The organism is Streptomyces sp. NPDC054796, assembly GCF_053611545.1.
In genome coordinates, this window is sequence record NZ_JBSHAO010000004.1 from 246,962 (window position 1) to 262,332 (window position 15,371).

The 15,371-nt window shown below is 70.6% G+C and carries 14 protein-coding genes; 9 read left to right on the top strand and 5 right to left on the bottom strand.

Annotation, left to right across the window (positions count from 1 at the left end; all coding sequences use genetic code 11):
• Positions 1 to 37: 37 nt before the first annotated feature.
• From gcl to ACWGJ2_RS05635, 3 genes are all read right to left on the bottom strand, one after another.
• Positions 38 to 1,816, bottom strand: a complete 1,779-nt coding sequence (gene gcl / locus ACWGJ2_RS05625; RefSeq protein WP_453344656.1) for a glyoxylate carboligase — start codon at positions 1,814 to 1,816, stop codon at positions 38 to 40.
• 336 nt (positions 1,817 to 2,152) lie between these two features.
• Complete coding sequence (locus ACWGJ2_RS05630) at positions 2,153 to 3,058, bottom strand: 2-hydroxy-3-oxopropionate reductase (RefSeq protein WP_453344657.1); 906 nt, start codon at positions 3,056 to 3,058, stop codon at positions 2,153 to 2,155.
• 127 nt (positions 3,059 to 3,185) lie between these two features.
• Complete coding sequence (locus ACWGJ2_RS05635; protein ID WP_453344688.1) at positions 3,186 to 4,022, bottom strand: TIM barrel protein; 837 nt, start codon at positions 4,020 to 4,022, stop codon at positions 3,186 to 3,188.
• 180 nt (positions 4,023 to 4,202) lie between these two features.
• Between ACWGJ2_RS05635 and ACWGJ2_RS05640 the strand changes: the two genes are divergently transcribed.
• The 8 genes from ACWGJ2_RS05640 (at position 4,203) to ACWGJ2_RS05675 (ending at position 12,358) form a co-directional block, all read left to right on the top strand.
• Positions 4,203 to 4,457, top strand: a complete 255-nt coding sequence (locus tag ACWGJ2_RS05640) for a hypothetical protein (RefSeq protein ID WP_453344658.1) — start codon at positions 4,203 to 4,205, stop codon at positions 4,455 to 4,457.
• 50 nt (positions 4,458 to 4,507) lie between these two features.
• Entirely contained in the window at positions 4,508 to 4,819 is a 312-nt protein-coding gene (locus ACWGJ2_RS05645; protein WP_453344689.1) for a helix-turn-helix domain-containing protein, read from the top strand.
• Between the two features lie 783 nt (positions 4,820 to 5,602).
• Entirely contained in the window at positions 5,603 to 6,121 is a 519-nt protein-coding gene (uraD, locus tag ACWGJ2_RS05650) for a 2-oxo-4-hydroxy-4-carboxy-5-ureidoimidazoline decarboxylase (protein WP_453344659.1), read from the top strand.
• Complete coding sequence (gene uraH, locus ACWGJ2_RS05655; protein WP_453344660.1) at positions 6,118 to 6,540, top strand: hydroxyisourate hydrolase; 423 nt, start codon at positions 6,118 to 6,120, stop codon at positions 6,538 to 6,540. The genes uraD and uraH overlap by 4 nt, the downstream gene beginning before the upstream one ends.
• 7 nt (positions 6,541 to 6,547) lie before the next feature.
• Positions 6,548 to 7,480: a factor-independent urate hydroxylase gene (pucL, locus tag ACWGJ2_RS05660; RefSeq protein WP_453344661.1), complete on the top strand. Its 933-nt coding sequence runs from the start codon at positions 6,548 to 6,550 to the stop codon at positions 7,478 to 7,480.
• A 121-nt stretch (positions 7,481 to 7,601) separates the two neighbouring features.
• Positions 7,602 to 9,050 (top strand): nucleobase:cation symporter-2 family protein, encoded by a 1,449-nt coding sequence (locus tag ACWGJ2_RS05665; RefSeq protein ID WP_453344662.1) that lies wholly within the window; start codon positions 7,602 to 7,604, stop codon positions 9,048 to 9,050.
• Between the two features lie 43 nt (positions 9,051 to 9,093).
• Positions 9,094 to 10,512 carry an 8-oxoguanine deaminase gene (locus ACWGJ2_RS05670; RefSeq protein ID WP_453344663.1) on the top strand — a complete coding sequence of 473 codons (1,419 nt, stop codon included), beginning with the start codon at positions 9,094 to 9,096 and terminating at the stop codon, positions 10,510 to 10,512.
• 400 nt (positions 10,513 to 10,912) lie between these two features.
• Positions 10,913 to 12,358, top strand: a complete 1,446-nt coding sequence (locus ACWGJ2_RS05675) for a nucleobase:cation symporter-2 family protein (protein WP_453344690.1) — start codon at positions 10,913 to 10,915, stop codon at positions 12,356 to 12,358.
• A 35-nt stretch (positions 12,359 to 12,393) separates the two neighbouring features.
• On the opposite strand, the gene pepE is transcribed toward ACWGJ2_RS05675, so the two are convergent.
• On the bottom strand, positions 12,394 to 13,122 hold the full coding sequence (gene pepE, locus ACWGJ2_RS05680; protein ID WP_453344664.1) for a dipeptidase PepE: 729 nt from the start codon (positions 13,120 to 13,122) through the stop codon (positions 12,394 to 12,396).
• 160 nt (positions 13,123 to 13,282) lie between these two features.
• Positions 13,283 to 14,071 carry an IclR family transcriptional regulator gene (locus tag ACWGJ2_RS05685; protein ID WP_453344665.1) on the bottom strand — a complete coding sequence of 263 codons (789 nt, stop codon included), beginning with the start codon at positions 14,069 to 14,071 and terminating at the stop codon, positions 13,283 to 13,285.
• Between the two features lie 209 nt (positions 14,072 to 14,280).
• Between ACWGJ2_RS05685 and ACWGJ2_RS05690 the strand changes: the two genes are divergently transcribed.
• The gene (locus ACWGJ2_RS05690) at positions 14,281 to 15,270 is read left to right on the top strand and encodes a DUF1177 domain-containing protein (protein WP_453344666.1); all 990 of its coding nucleotides are present in this window, start codon (positions 14,281 to 14,283) and stop codon (positions 15,268 to 15,270) included.
• The last annotated feature ends 101 nt before the right edge of the window (positions 15,271 to 15,371 follow it).

A 15,371-nucleotide genomic window follows, 5' to 3' on the forward strand; every position in this document is an offset into this window, starting at 1 on the left:
CCCGTGCGGACGCCCGTCGGAGCGGGGGCGCGACGGCTCAGGACAGGGGCGCGATGGCCGTGGGGGCGTGGCCCGGCTCCGTCGCCAGGTCCTCGAACTCGTTCACGCTCGCGATGTCGCTGCCGCTCATCGAGATGTTCGTGACACGCTCCAGGATGGCCTCGACGACCACGGGCACCCGGTACTCGGCGGCCAGCTTCTTGGCCTCCTCGAAGGCGGGCAGCAGCGCGTCCGGCTCGGTCACCCGCAGCGCCTTGCAGCCAAGCCCCTCGACGACCCTGACGTGGTCCACGCCGTAGACGCCCAGCTCGGGAGCGTTGATGTTCTCGAAGGAGAGCTGGACCTGGTAGTCCATGTCGAAGTTCCGCTGCGCCTGACGGATCAGGCCCAGATACGAGTTGTTCACCAGGACGTGGACGTAGGGGATGTTGAACTGCGCCCCCACCGCCAGCTCCTCCAGCATGAACTGGAAGTCGTAGTCGCCGGAGAGCGCGACGACCGTCGCGTCCGGATCGGCCATTGCCACCCCCAGCGCGGCGGGCACAGTCCAGCCGAGCGGGCCCGCCTGGCCGCAGTTGATCCAGTGGCGCGGCCGGTAGACGTGCAGAAACTGAGCGCCCGCGATCTGGGAGAGGCCGATGGTCGACACGTAGCGCGTCTCGGGCCCGAACGCGCGGTTCATCTCCTCGTAGACGCGCTGCGGCTTGATCGGCACGTCGTCGAAGTGCGTACGCCGCTGGAGCGTGGCCTTGCGCTCCCGGGCCGAGGCGGCCCACGCCGAGCGGTCCGGCAGCGTGCCCGCCGCCCTCTGCTCGCGGGCGATCTCCACGAAGAGCTTCAGCGCGGCCCCGGCGTCCGAGGCGATGCCGTAGTCCGGGGCGAAGATCTTGCCGAGCTGGGTCGGCTCGATGTCCACGTGGACGAACGTGCGGCCCTCGGTGTACTTCGCGAGCTGCCCCGTGTGGCGGTTGGCCCAGCGGTTGCCGATGCCCAGGACGAAGTCCGACTCCAGGAACGTGGCGTTGCCGTACCGGTGCGAGGTCTGGAGGCCGACCATGCCCGCGTTCAGCTCGTGGTCGTCCCCGATGACGCCCCAGCCCATCAGGGTCGGGATGACGGGGACGCCCGTCAGCTCGGCGAACTCCACCAGCAGCTCCGACGCGTCCGCGTTGATCACGCCGCCACCGGCGACGATCAGCGGGCGCTCGGCGGCGGCCAGCATGGCCAGGGCCTTCTCGGCCTGCCTGCGGGTCGCGGCGGGCTTGTGCGGGGTCAGCGGCTCGTACGTCTCCGGATCGAACTCGATCTCGGTCATCTGCACGTCCAGCGGCAGGTCGACGAGGACGGGCCCTGGACGCCCCGAGCGCATCAGATGGAACGCCTCCTGGAAGACCCCGGGCACCTGCGCCGCCTCCAGGACCGTCGTCGCCTTCTTGGTGACGGGCGCCGCGATGGACGCGATGTCGACGGCCTGGAAGTCCTCCTTGTGGATCACGGCGGTGGGCGCCTGGCCCGTGATGCACAGGATCGGGATCGAGTCGCCGGTCGCCGAGTACAGGCCGGTGATCATGTCGGTGCCCGCCGGGCCCGAGGTGCCGATGCAGACACCGATGTTGCCCGGCTTGGTACGGGTGTAGCCCTCAGCCATGTGGGACGCGCCCTCGACATGGCGGGCCAGCGTGTGCGCGATGCCGCCACTGGCGCGCAGCGCCGCGTAGAACGGGTTGATCGCGGCACCGGGAACGCCGAACGCGGTGTCCACACCTTCACGCTTGAGGATCTCAACTGCCGCTCGGGCAGCGGTCATTCGAGGCATTGGATGCTCCAGATAAGACAGGCGGCCGAACGGCCGGTGTCACGGGCGGAGGAGAGCGGGAGGAGAACGCGGCGGGAGGTAAGGCGCGAGGGGTGAGGGCGCGCGGTATGCGGCGCGCGGGGTGCGCGGCACGTGGGCGCGCGGGGTGGGGCGCGAGGGATGAGGGGGTATCCGGGCGGCGGCGCCTGGGCGCGACAGGACAGGTGTCAGCGCCGCCGCCCGGACGGGTGGGGGAGGGAGCGGCCCGGGTCCCCCTGGAGCGGGCCGCCCCCTCGGGCTGCCCGGGGTTCAAGACCCCGGACCGGGCCGGGCCCCAGGCACCGGGGGCCCGGCGGCTCAGGCGGCGGGCGTGCCGCCCGAGAGCCGCTCGACGCCGCGCAGCAGCGCGGAGTGGTCGAGACCGCCGTCGCCCTGGGCGCGCAGCGAGGCGACCAGGCTGGCCACCAGCGAGCCGACGGGCAGGGCCGAGCCCACCGCGCGGGCCGCGTCGGTGACGATGCCCATGTCCTTGTGGTGCAGGTCGATGCGGAAGCCCGGCTGGAAGTCGCGCTTCTTGAAGTTCTCCTTCTTGCGGTCCAGCACCGTGGAACCGGCCAGGCCGCCCGCGAGGACGTCGAGCGCCGCGTCGAGGTCCACGCCGGACTTCTCCAGGAAGACCACCGCCTCGGCGCACGCCTGGATGTTGGTGGCGACGATCAACTGGTTGGCGGCCTTCACCGTCTGGCCCGAGCCGTGCGGCCCGCACAGGGTGATGGTCTTGCCCAGCGCGTCGAAGACGGGCTTCACGCGGTCGAAGTCGGACTGCGCGCCGCCGACCATGATCGACAGCACGCCCTCGACGGCCCCGGCCTCACCACCGGACACCGGCGCGTCCAGCACCTTGAGGTCCTTGCCCGTGGCCGCCGCGGCCTCGGCCACGGAGATGGAGGTCTGCGGCGTGATGGAGGACATGTCGATGAGGGTGGCGCCCTGCTTGGCGTGCGCGATGACGCCGTCCTCGGTGAGGTAGACCTGCTTCACCTGCGGGTCGGCCGGAACCATCGTGATCACGACGTCGGCGTCCTCGACCGCCTCGGCGATCGACGGGGCCGACTTGCCGCCCTTCTCGGCGAGCCGCTTGAGCTTCGCCGGCTCCAGGGTGTGGCCGGTGACCTCGTACCCGGCCTTCAGCAGGTTCTCCGCCATCGGGGAGCCCATGATGCCCAGGCCGATCCAGGCGATCTTCGGAAGGTTGCTGCTCATGAGGGTGGGTTGCCTTTCAGGACGGTGCGGAGGGGATACGCGGACGGGGTACGGGCGTCGCCCGGGGTACGGGCGTGACGCGGCGTGGGCGCGGTGCGGGGCGCGGGGTGGCGCGTCGCCGCTACGGTCACGCCGAGCGCAGCGGCGCGGGCAGCCAGTCGAAGGAACCGGCGCTCGGCCGGTCGCCCGGCTTGTACTCCAGGCCGATCCAGCCGTCGTAGCCCGCCTTGGCGAGGCGGCCCAGCAGATCGGTGAAGTCCAGCTCGCCGGTGCCGGGGGCGCCGCGGCCCGGGTTGTCCGCGATCTGCACATGGGCGGTCTTGTCCGCGTAGGAGTCGATGACCTGGTGCAGGTTCTCGCCGTTCATGGACAGGTGGTACAGGTCCATGAGGAACTTGGCGTTGCCGAGCCCCGTCGCCTCGTTGACCCGGTCCACGACCTCGACGGCCTTCGGGGCGCTGACCAGCGGATACGCGGGCGACTCGGGCGCGTTCAGCGCCTCGATCAGCACCACGGCGCCGATCCGGTCGGCCGCGTGTGCCGCGCGCACCAGGTTCTCCAGCGCCAGCTCGTCCTGCTCGGCCTCGGAGACACCCTCGACACGGTTGCCGTAGAGGGCGTTCAGGGCCTTGCAGCCCATCGACCCGGCGAAGTCGGCCGCCACGTCGATGTTCCGCCGGAACTTCGCCGACTCCTCGCCGGGCACGGAGAGCGCGCCCCGGTCAGGCCCTGGAAGCTGCCCCGCGTAGAAGTTGAGCCCCGTCAGCCGCGTCCCCGCGTCGTTCAGGGCGGTACGCAGCGCGTCCAGCTCGGACTGCTCGGGTACGGGCGCGTCGACCCAGGGCCACCACAGCTCGACGGCGGAGAACCCGGCCGCGGCGGCGGCAGCGGGACGCTCCAGGAGCGGCAGTTCGGTGAAGAGGATCGACAGGTTGACGGTGAAGCGGTGTTCGGTGCTGCCGATTTCCGCGAGGGGGGCCACTGCGATCGTGCTCCCTTCCGTGTCGTCCGGTATCTGTATTCCGTATTGTGGAAGTAGCTTTCTACTTGATGGAAGAGTGCTACTGGTCCCCGTGGACTGTCAAGAGGGTTCACCGGGTTTTCGGGGATGCCGCAGTTCAGACGGGTCGCGTAGGTTGGCGGCGTGCGATTGCGAGTGGAGTTCACGACAGAACCGTTCGACCTCGACGAGGCCCCGCGGCACGCGGTGGTGGCCCGCGAGATCGTCCAGGGAGCCGAGCTGGACGCGGTCGACGTCGGACCCTTCGGCAACACGGCCGAGGGCGGGTCCGACGAGGTACTGGCCGCCGTCGCCGACCTGCTCCGCGAGTCGCTCCGCGCCGGTGCGACACGAGTGTCGCTCCAGGTCAACGTCCTGGACGGGGAGGGGGACTCGTGACCGACGCGGGGGACGCGTTCGTGGACGCGGTGAAGCCGCTGGTGGACGCGATGGGCGGGGAGATGGTCGCGCCCGGCCAGGCGCAGGGTGACGACGTGGTGCTGACGTGGCAGGGCGAAGACGTGATCGCGGTGCGGCTGCCGCACCTCTCCGACTCCCTCGACCACATCCTGGCCGAGCTGGAGCGGCGGCACGGGATGCCGTTGGCCGAGCTGGACCGGAAGACGAAGCAGTCCGTGGTGCGGATCCTGGAGACGCGGGGTGCGTTCTCCGTACGCCACGGTGTGGAGACGGTGGCCGGTGCGCTGGGCGTCAGCCGCTTCACGGTCTACAACTACCTGAACCGCGCCAACGCGGAGTAGTCCTGGAAACGGGGGGTTCCCGCTTCACGGGGTGGTTGCGCGGGACGGTTCGCCGGTGTGGTGTGCGCCGTAGGGTCCCGCGCTGATTTTTGTGCCGCTTCACGGGGTGCGGGGCGCTGCGCTGGGCGGTGCGTTGTGTTCCGGGTGCGGGTGGGTGGCTTCGGCGCGGCGTGTGGTGCGGGCGCGTTGCGGCTGGCGCCGCGTGGTTCTTGGTTTCGGCCGGTGGTCGTGTCGGGTTGCTGTGTGGTGGGGGTCGGTGCCGCGCCGGGGTGTCTCCTCGGGCGGCGACAAGTGCGGGTTTCGTTGCTTGCTTTCTCCCGGCACTCGTCGCCACCACTTGCGGGGACACCCCACCACGTCCCCTCCCACCCGGTGGCCAGCCTCCGGTCCGCTCCAACCGTTGTGGGCAGGCGTTCCGCATGGCGAGGGGGCACCTCCCAGCGGTAGCTGGGGGAGGGTGGGCACCCCTCCATCCACGCACCCACAACCCCAACAGAAACCCAGAATTACGCGGCGCCAGCCGCGAACAACCGGTCCATACGCCGCGCCGTAGCCACCGGCCCGCACTCGCGCAGCGAAACCCCAAGGCGCACCCCTGCAAGAGCCGGGCACCCCGTGTGGCCTTCACTCCGCACCCCGTGAGGGGGCACCCCAGTGTGCAGGGCGGACCCTGCGTTTCCTTCGCACCCCACGTACAAAGAGTTTCAACAAACTGTTGACGCGATGTTCTCCGAGGACTTAGCTATTCCCAGCCCGAACAGCACCACGGCCTCGGAGGCTCCCGTGACTTCGCGCCCCGCGCCAGGTCTGACCTGGCTCAACTCAGCCGAGGAGAGCGACGCACGCGCCGCACTCCGCGAGGTATGCGCCTCGGACGCATGGGCGAGCACCCTGCTCGCCCAGCGCCCGTACCGCAGCGTCGAGGCACTGTTCACCGCGAGCGACACCGCAATGGCGGAGCTGACCGCGGCGGATCTGGCCCAGGCGATGGCGGGGCACCCACCCATCGGCAGGCCGAAGCCGGGCGACCCGACCTCGTCCCGCGAGCAGCGCGGCATGGCCGGGGCGACCGAGGAGCTGAAGGCGGAGATGCTCGAACTGAACCTGGCGTACCAGGACAGGTTCGGCCATGTCTTCCTGATCTGCGCCACGGGCCTGACCGGCGAGGAGATGCGGGACGCGGTGCGGCACCGTATCGGGAACACGCCGGACCAGGAACGAGAGATCGTCCGCGGCGAGCTGGCCAAGATCAACAGGATCCGGCTGACCCGCCTCGCGGAAGAAGGAGCCCGAGCAGCATGAGCAGTGAGAACAGCGCGCACCGCACGGCGTCGGTGTCCACGCACATCCTGGACACCAGCATCGGCCGCCCCGCCGCGGCCGTGGCCGTCTCGCTCGCCGTGCGTGCGGGCCGTGATGCCGAGTGGGCCGCGCACGGCGCGTCGAAGACCGACGCGGACGGGCGCTGCAAGGACCTTCCGGTGCTCCCGGAGGGCACCTCGCACGTACGGCTCCACTTCGAGGTCGAGCCGTATTTCGAGAGCAGGAACCAGAGCCACACCACCCCGCAAGCCGAGGAACAGCAGGACGCCCCCCGCGTAAGGGACAGCGGTGTCTTCTTCCCGGAGGTCGCGATCACCTTCGCGGTCACGCCGGGCGAGCACTACCACGTACCGCTGCTGCTCAACCCGTTCGGCTACTCCGTGTACCGAGGGAGCTGACACCGACATGCCCACGATTCTCGGCCAGAATCAGTACGGCAAGGCGGAGAACCGCGTTGTCAAGATCACGCGCGAAGGCGACACCCACCACATCAAGGACCTCAATGTCTCCGTCGCGCTGAGCGGCGAGCTGGACGAGGTCCACTACTCGGGTTCCAACGCCAACGTCCTGCCGACCGACACCACCAAGAACACCGTGTTCGCCTTCGCCAAGAAACACGGCATCGAGTCCGCCGAGCAGTTCGGCATCCTGCTGGCCCAGCACTTCGTCGACAGTTGCGAGCCGATCACCAAGGCCCGTATCCGCGTCGAGGAGTACGACTGGGAGCGGATCGAGACCTCCGAGGCCAACTCGAAGTTCATCGGCGCCGACGACGTGCGGCACTCCTTCGTCCGCAAGGGCGCGGAGACACGTACCGCGCAGATCACCTACGACGGCGAGGGCTTCCAGGTCTTCAGCGGCCTCAAGGGCCTCACCGTCATGAACTCCACCAACTCGGAGTTCTGGGGCTACATCAAGGACAGGTACACGACGCTGCGCGAGGACTACGACCGCATCCTCGCGACCGAGGTCACCTCCGTGTGGCGGCACAGCTGGGACGGCGGCGACAAGCGCCGGCCCAACTGGGAGAAGTCGTACCAGCAGACGAAGAAGCACATGCTGCACGCCTTCGCCGAGACGTACTCGCTCTCGCTCCAGCAGACCCTGTACCAAATGGGCTCGCGCGTCATCAACAGCCGGGCCGAGATCGACGAGATCCGCTTCTCCATGCCGAACAAGCACCACTTCCGCGTGGACCTGGAGCCCTTCGGCATCAAGAACGAGACCGCCGACGGCGCCGTCTACTACGCGGCCGACCGCCCGTACGGCCTCATCGAGGCCACTGTGCTGCGCGACGGTGCCGAGGCCCTGATACCGGTCGACATGACCAACCTCTGACGCGGGAGGTATGAGTCCCCGGGACACCCGGCGCGAACGGGCATGACGCGCGAAGCCGCACGTCGTCGAGCCGCCCCGTCCGCCGTGTGCCCGGGGGCGTTCCATACCGGAGGGAACGACAATGGCACAGCCTGCACAACCAGAAGGTGACGGCAAAGCCCCGGCCCCCGCCGTTCACACCGACCACGGTGCCCGCACCGGCAACGGTGTCCACCCCGTGGACGAGAAGCTCCGCCCCTCGCGGCTGATACCCGCCGCACTCCAGCACATCGCCGCCATGTACGCGGGCGTCGTGGCCCCGCCCCTGATCATCGGGCAGGCGTGCGGCCTCGACTCCGGCGGCATGACGCTCCTCATCGCCGCCAGCCTCTTCATCGCCGGTCTCGCCACGCTCCTCCAGACGCTCGGCCTCGGCCGCTTCGTCGGCAACCGGCTCCCCTTCGTCAACGCGGCCTCCTCCGCCGGTATCGCCCCCATGCTCGCCATCGCGGGCCAGGCCGAACCGGGACACGGACTGCCCACCATCACGGGCGCGGTCATGGTCGCCGGGCTCTTCTGCCTGCTGCTCGGGCCCTTCTTCGGGCGGCTCCTGCGCTTCTTCCCACCGCTCGTCACCGGCGTCGTCATCACCCTGATCGGGGTCTCGCTGATGCCGGTGCCCGTGGAGTGGGCGCAGGGCGGGGACAAGCAGGCCGCCGACTTCGGCTCGATGCCGAACCTCGCGCTGGCCGCCTTCACCCTCGTCGTCATCCTCGTCGTGCAGCGTTTCGGACGCGGCTTCCTGCGCCAAGTGGCCCTGCTCGTGGGCCTGTTCGCGGGTACCCTCGCCGCTGTGCCGTTCGGGAAGGCCGACCTGGGAGCCATCAGCGAGGCACCCGTGGCGGCGATCCCGCAGCCCTTCCACTTCGGTGCGCCCGAGTTCCAGCCCGCGGCGATCCTCTCGCTGTGCATCGTGATGCTGGTCCTGATGACCGAGTCCTCGGCCGGGATGCTGGCCCTGGGCAAGATCTGCGAACGCGACTGCGACCGGCACACCATCACCCGCGGGCTGCGCACCGACGGCATCGCCTCCGTCGTCGGCGCCGTGTTCGGCTCCTTCGCCACCAGCGCCTTCGCGCAGAACGTGGGTGTGGTGACGCTGACGAAGGTGCGCAGCCGCTACGTCGTCGCCGTCGCGGGCGGAACCCTGGTGATCCTGGGGCTCTTCCCGGTACTGGGCGCCGTCGTCAACCTCGTCCCCATGCCGGTGCTGGGCGGCGCGGGCATCGTCCTCTTCGGCTCCATCTCGGTCAGCGGCATCCGCACCCTCTCCGAGGCGGGCCTGGACGACAGCTCCAACATCATCCTCGTCGCCGTGTCGCTGGGCGCGGGCATCATCCCGCTCGCCGCGCCGACCTTCTACGAGGACTTCCCGGCCTGGGCACAGACCATCCTGGGGTCAGGCATCAGTGCCGGTGCCCTGGTCGCTGTCGTGCTCAACCTGTTCTTCCACCATCTCGGCACCCGGAGAAAGAACGGCGGAGCAGTCCTGTCAGCCGCTCCTGCCGGCTCCGGCACTCAAATCTCCTAGGGCCCTGCCGTGCCCACCCCCGAGTGAGTAACGAGGAATCACCATGGCAGAGCAAGCAGCGGGCGTTGAGCACACCGGGGACGGCGTCACCGAGCGCGTCGTCATCGAGAACTGCGCCGTCGCGACCGTCGACGCACGCGACACGGAGTACGCCTCCGGGCATGTCGTCGTCGCGGGCGACCGCATCGAATCCATCGGCGCGGGCAAGGCACCCGAGGGCCTGACGAACGTCGTGCGGCGCGTCGACGGCACGGGCCACCTGGTCACCCCGGGGCTGGTCAACACGCACCACCACTTCTACCAGTGGATCACCCGGGGCATGGCGACCGACCACATCCTCTTCGACTGGCTGGTCGCCCTCTACCCGACCTGGGCCCGTATCGACGAGCCCATGGTGGCCGCTGCCGCACGCGGTTCGCTGGCGATGATGGCCCGGGGCGGTGTCACCACCGCCATGGACCACCACTACGTCTTCCCGCGCGGCGCGGGCGACCTCTCCGGTGCCATCATCCGCGCGGCCTCCGAGATGGGCGTCCGCTTCACCCTCGCCCGGGGCTCCATGGACCGGGGCACCTCCGACGGCGGGCTGCCGCCGGACTTCGCTGTCGAGTCCCTGGAGGGCGCGCTCAGCGCCACCGAGGAGACCATCGACACCTACCACGACGCCTCCTTCGGCTCGATGACGCAGGTCGCCGTGGCCCCCTGCTCGCCCTTCTCCGTATCGACGGACCTGCTCAGGCAGGGCGCCGAACTCGCCCGCCGCAAGGGTGTGCGCCTGCACACGCACGGCAGTGAGACGGCCGAGGAGGAGCAGTTCTGCAAGGAGCTGTTCGGCATGGGCCCCACCGACTACTTCGAGTCGACGGGGTGGCTCGGCGACGATGTGTGGATGGCGCACTGCGTCCACATGAACGACTCGGACATCGCCGCCTTCGCCCGTACAGGCACCGGCGTCGCGCACTGCCCGTCGTCCAACGCGCGCCTCGCGGCCGGGATCGCCCGCGTCCCCGACATGCTCGCGGCGGGCGTCCCCGTCGGCCTCGGGGTGGACGGCACCGCCTCCAACGAGTCCGGCGAACTGCACACCGAACTGCGCAACGCGCTGCTCGTCAACCGCCTCGGCCCCCACAAGGAGAAGGCGCTGAACGCCCGTCAGGCGCTGCGCCTGGGCACCTACGGAGGGGCGCAGGTGCTGGGCCGCCAGCAGGAGACCGGGTCGCTGGAGCCGGGCAAGCTCGCCGACCTGGTGCTCTGGAAGCTCGACGGGATCGGCCACTCCACCATCGCCGACCCGGTCACCGCGCTCGTCTTCGGCGCGGCGGCCCCCGTCACGCTCTCGCTGGTGGGCGGCCTCCCCGTGGTGGAGGACGGCCGCCTCACGACGGCGGACGAGGACGGCATCGCACGCGGCGCGCGGGACGAGGCACGGCGCCTCGCCCGTATCGCCCAGGACGCCGGTTAGCAGGAACGTAGCTGTCCGTCCACGCGCCGGAAACCCCGCGCGCTGACGGTACGGAACGACGGACCGGTACCACCCCAGTGATCTCCGGCCGGGAGGGACGGCTCCCGGCCGGGGTCTGAGCAGCCGAGCGGGATGCTCAGACGCCGTACCCGGGGGCGTGGCCCAAAACTTCACGCCCCCGGGGCGGTCCGGCTCGACCCGGGCGCAACGGCACACCGCACACCGAGCACGACCTTGCACGACGCACCACCTCCCTGAAAGCGGGTGCCGCACCGACGGCACTGACATCGACAGGAGGACCGCAGTGGCCAAGCCGCCCAGGTTCATATCGCAAGGCTCGCAAGGCAAGAAGGCAGCGGGATCGCACGACGACGGGACGGCTCCGGAGGAGCCCGCGCCCGTGGACGGGGCCGAAGCAGCGGCCGAAAAACATCCGGTCGACCGGTCTTTGCCGCCGCTGAAGCTCGCCACCACCGGCCTCCAGCACGTGGCGGCCATGTACGCGGGCGTCGTGGCCCCGCCCCTGGTGATCGGCGCGGCCGTCGGGCTGTCCGTCACCGAGCTGACGTTCCTGACAGGCGCCAGCCTCTTCATGGCGGGCATCGCCACCCTCCTCCAGACGCTCGGCGTCTGGAAGATCGGCGCCAGGCTGCCCTTCGTCAACGGCGTCACCTTCGCCTCCGTCGCGCCCATGCTGGCGATCAACAAGTCCGAGGGCCCGGAGAACGCGCTCCCCGTGATATTCGGCGCGACGATGGTGGCCGGGGCACTCGGCTTTGTCGTCGCCCCGTGGTTCAGCAAGCTGGTGCGGTTCTTCCCGCCCGTGGTCACCGGCACCGTCATCACCCTGATCGGCATCTCGCTGATGCCCGTCGCCTTCAACTGGGCACAGGGCGGCAACGAGCAGGACCCGCACTACGGCGACGGCAAGAACATCGCCATGGCCGCCGTCACCCTCGTCATCGTGCTGCTGCTGCGCCGCTTCACGCGCGGCTTCCTCAAGCAGATCGCGGTGCTGCTGGGGCTCGTGGCGGGCACGCTGATCGCGATTCCGGTCGGCATCACGGACTTCGCCGCGCTCCAGCAGGCCGACGTGATCGGCTTCCCCACCCCGTTCCACTTCGGCGCCCCGCAGTTCGCGCTGGCCGCGATCGTCTCGATGTGCGTGGTCATGCTCGTCTCGATGACCGAGTCGACGGCCGACATGCTCGCGCTGGGCGAGATCGTCGACAAGCCCTCCGACGAGAAGACCATCGCGGCGGGCCTGCGCGCCGACACGCTCGGCTCGTTCGTCAGCCCCTTCTTCAACGGCTTCATGTGCAGCGCCTTCGCGCAGAACATCGGCCTCGTCGCGATGACCCGCATCCGCAGCCGCTTCGTGGTCGCGGCCGGTGGCGGGCTGCTCGTCCTGATGGGGTTGTGTCCGCTGGCCGCTGCGCTGATCGCCACCGTGCCGCAGCCGGTGCTGGGCGGCGCGGGCGTGGTGCTCTTCGGGTCCGTCGCGGCCAGCGGCATCCAGACCCTGGTCAAGGCGGGCCTGGAACGCGACAACAACGTCCTCATCGTCGCCGTCTCGCTGGCCGTCGGCATCATCCCGATCACGGCGCCGGAGTTCTACCACGCGTTCCCCGAGAGCGCGAAGATCATCCTGGACTCGGGCATCTCCACGGGCTGCGTCACCGCGATCGTGCTCAACCTGGTCTTCAACCACATCGGCAAGCGCGGTGAGGCGGACGAGGTCACCGCGCCGATGGAGCCGGGCGGGGAGATCCCCCACCAGCGCGAACCGGCCGCGGAGGCGGAAGCGGGGACCGGGGCCGCGACTCCGGAGCCCGCGCCGCGCTGAGGCAGCGGCTTCGGCACGGGTGCCGGCGCCGGCGTCTACGCGTCGCCGATGTCGAAGCGCGCCGGGGCCGCGAGGAGCTGGCTCAGATCGGCGCCCGGTACGTGTTCGACGGGGCCCGCGCCGTACGTGAAGAGCCGGGCGCCCGCCGCAACGCCGCCCAGCTCCAGGCGTTCGCCCTCCCGTCGCAGCCAGGTGCCCTCGCGCAGGCCGAGCACCGGCACGTCGTTCTCCTCCAGGAACTGGGTGAGGCGCTCCTCGCGGGTCTCGCCCATGTGGGAGGTGCCGGGCGACGGGTCGAGGTAGTGCGGGTTGATCTGGAAGGGGATCAGCCCCAGGCTCTCGAAGGACAGCGGCGCGACGATCGGCATGTCGTTCGTGGTGCGCAGCGTCGGGCACGCCATGTTGGTGCCCGCGCTGGAGCCCATGTACGGGGCGCCCGCCGTGACCCGTGCGCGTATCGCCTCCAGCAGGCCGCGCGTCTGGAGCGACTTGAGCAGCCGGAAGCTGTTGCCCCCGCCGACGAACACCGCCTCCGCCTCCCCGGCCAACTGCCCGGGCTCGCCCGTGTGGACGCCGCGCACGCGGATGCCGAGAGGTTCCATGAAGGCGGCCACCTTGGCGGTGTAGCCGTCGTGGTGGGCCAGTGCGTACGGGACGAACAGCAGCTCCTCCACGCCCCGCAGATGCTCCGCGATCACCTCGCGCGCGTGCTCCAGGTAACCGTGTCCGGGCGCGGTGGAGTTGGAGAGCAGGAGCAGCTTCATGTCGGTTGCCTTTCGTCGTGCGGGCTGTGCTGGTTGTGCTGGCTGTGCGGGTCGTGCGGGTTGTGCTGGCTGTGCGGTTGGTGCGGTGGGTTGAGTCGATGATGCGGTCGGTGCTGGTGGTGCCCCGTGTGCGCGGGGGTTACGCGTGCCGCGACGCGCGTCACGGGCGCCGTGCCCGGCCCGCCCTGCGCGGGGTGAGCAGCTCGCCCAGGCCCTCGGCCACCGAGCGCAGCGGCCTGAGCAGTTCCTCGCGCGGCCCGTCCAGCGACTCGTGCGGCCCGACGAGGGAGAGCGAGGCCACGGGCTGCGCGCGGACGAGGACGGGCACGGCCAGGCCCGCCGTCGCGGGATCGTACTCGCCCTCGGAGTACGCGTAACCGTCCGCCGGGACCCGGCCCATCAGCTCCTCCAGGTGCTCAGGGTCCGTGACCGTCAGCTCGCTGAACCGGGCCATCGGGCGCCCGTAGAGCAGCCCGGACCGCGCGCCGGGCGTGAGCATCCCGAAGTACGCGCGCGAGGTCGCCCCCGCGTGTGCCGGATACAGCTCGTCGGCCAGCCGGTACACGCGCAGCGGCCCCGAGGTGCCGTCCGCCGACTCCACGCACCGCATGTGCGCGCCGTCGGGCACGGCGAACAGCGCGGTGACCCCGCTCGCCGCCGCCAGCTCGCGCAGCGCGGGCCGCACGAGCCCGGCCATGCCGCCGTGCCGCTCCCACGCCGTGGCCATGTGCCAGACGGCGGGGCCCAGGCGGTAGCGGCGCGTCACCTCGTCGGAGACCAGGAAGCCGCGGTGGGAGAGCGAGGCGAGCAGCCGCTGGGCCACGGACTTGTCCCAGCCGAACTCGGCCGCGAGGTCGGTGACGCCCCACTCGTCCCGGTCCTGCGAGAACGCGAGCAGGACCTGAAGGGCGCGGTCGGCGGTCTGAAGAGGCGCTCGTTCTGTGGTCACGGGAAGCAGCCTACCGGTATATGAAACGGCTTCTCTGATATAGAGAAAAGGTTGCTGTGAGGGAAACGCCAGGGGCACTCTGCTGAAAACGCCGGGTCGGCGGGCCTCCGTGACTCCGTGGCCTCCGGGACGTCGGGGGAGTCCCGGAGCCCCGGACGTACACCTCCGCCGCTCCCCGGACCCGCACCACCGCGCACCAAGGAGCCCCCGTGCTCAAGCACGTCCTCGAAGTGATCGAACTCCTCGACCGGCCGCGCACCAGCGGCGCTCTCCTCGCGGACCACCTCCGGTCCGTACTGGAGACGGCGGCGGAGACGGCCGACGGAGCCGACGGAGCCGCCGCCACCGCGAAGCCCGAGATCACCGTCACCCGCGTCGAGGGGACCCAGGGCGGCACCGACTTCGTCAAGGTCGTCGTCCCCGGCAGCCGCGGCAAGCTCGCGGGCGGCGAAGCGCCGACCCTCGGCATCCTCGGCCGGCTCGGCGGCGTCGGGGCACGCCCCGAGCGCGTCGGCATCGTCTCCGACGCGGACGGCGCGGTCGCCGCGCTCTCGGCCGCTGCCAAGCTGCTCGACATGTACGGGCGTGGCGACGTCCTCGAAGGCGACGTCGTCCTCAGCACCCACGTGTGCCCGGACGCGCCCACGCGCCCGCACGACCCGGTGCCCTTCATGGACTCCCCGGTGTCGATCCTCGACTGCAACCGCGAGGAGATCGACCCGGCCATGGACGCCGTCGTCTCCATCGACACCACCAAGGGCAACCGGCTGCTCAACCACCGCGGCATCGCACTCTCGCCCACCGTGAAGGAGGGCTGGATCCTGCGCGTCAGCGACGACCTGCTCGGGGTGCTGGAGACGGTCACGGGCGAGGCGGCGCACGTCCTGCCGATCACCACGCAGGACATCACCCCGTACGGCAACGGTGTGCACCACATCAACTCGATCATGCAGCCGTGCGTGGCCACCGGCGCACCCGTCGTCGGCCTCGCGCTGACGACGGGCAGCGCCGTCGCGGGCTGCGCGACGGGCGCCAGCCACGAGACCGACATCGCGGCGGCCGGACGGTTCGCGATCGAGACGGCGAAGGAGTTCGGGCGGGGCGTGGTCCGCTTCCACGACGCCGACGAGTTCGCCCGTCTCGTCGGACTGTACGGCGACATGACCCGGCTCCAGTCCTCCGCTGGAGCCGAGGGCTGAGACGGCCGGGCCGCCGCGGCCCCCCCCGCCGGCGGCCCCGCCCCCCGGGTCTGTCGGGCCGCCACGGGGGTGTCTTATAAAAAACAACGAGCACACGACAC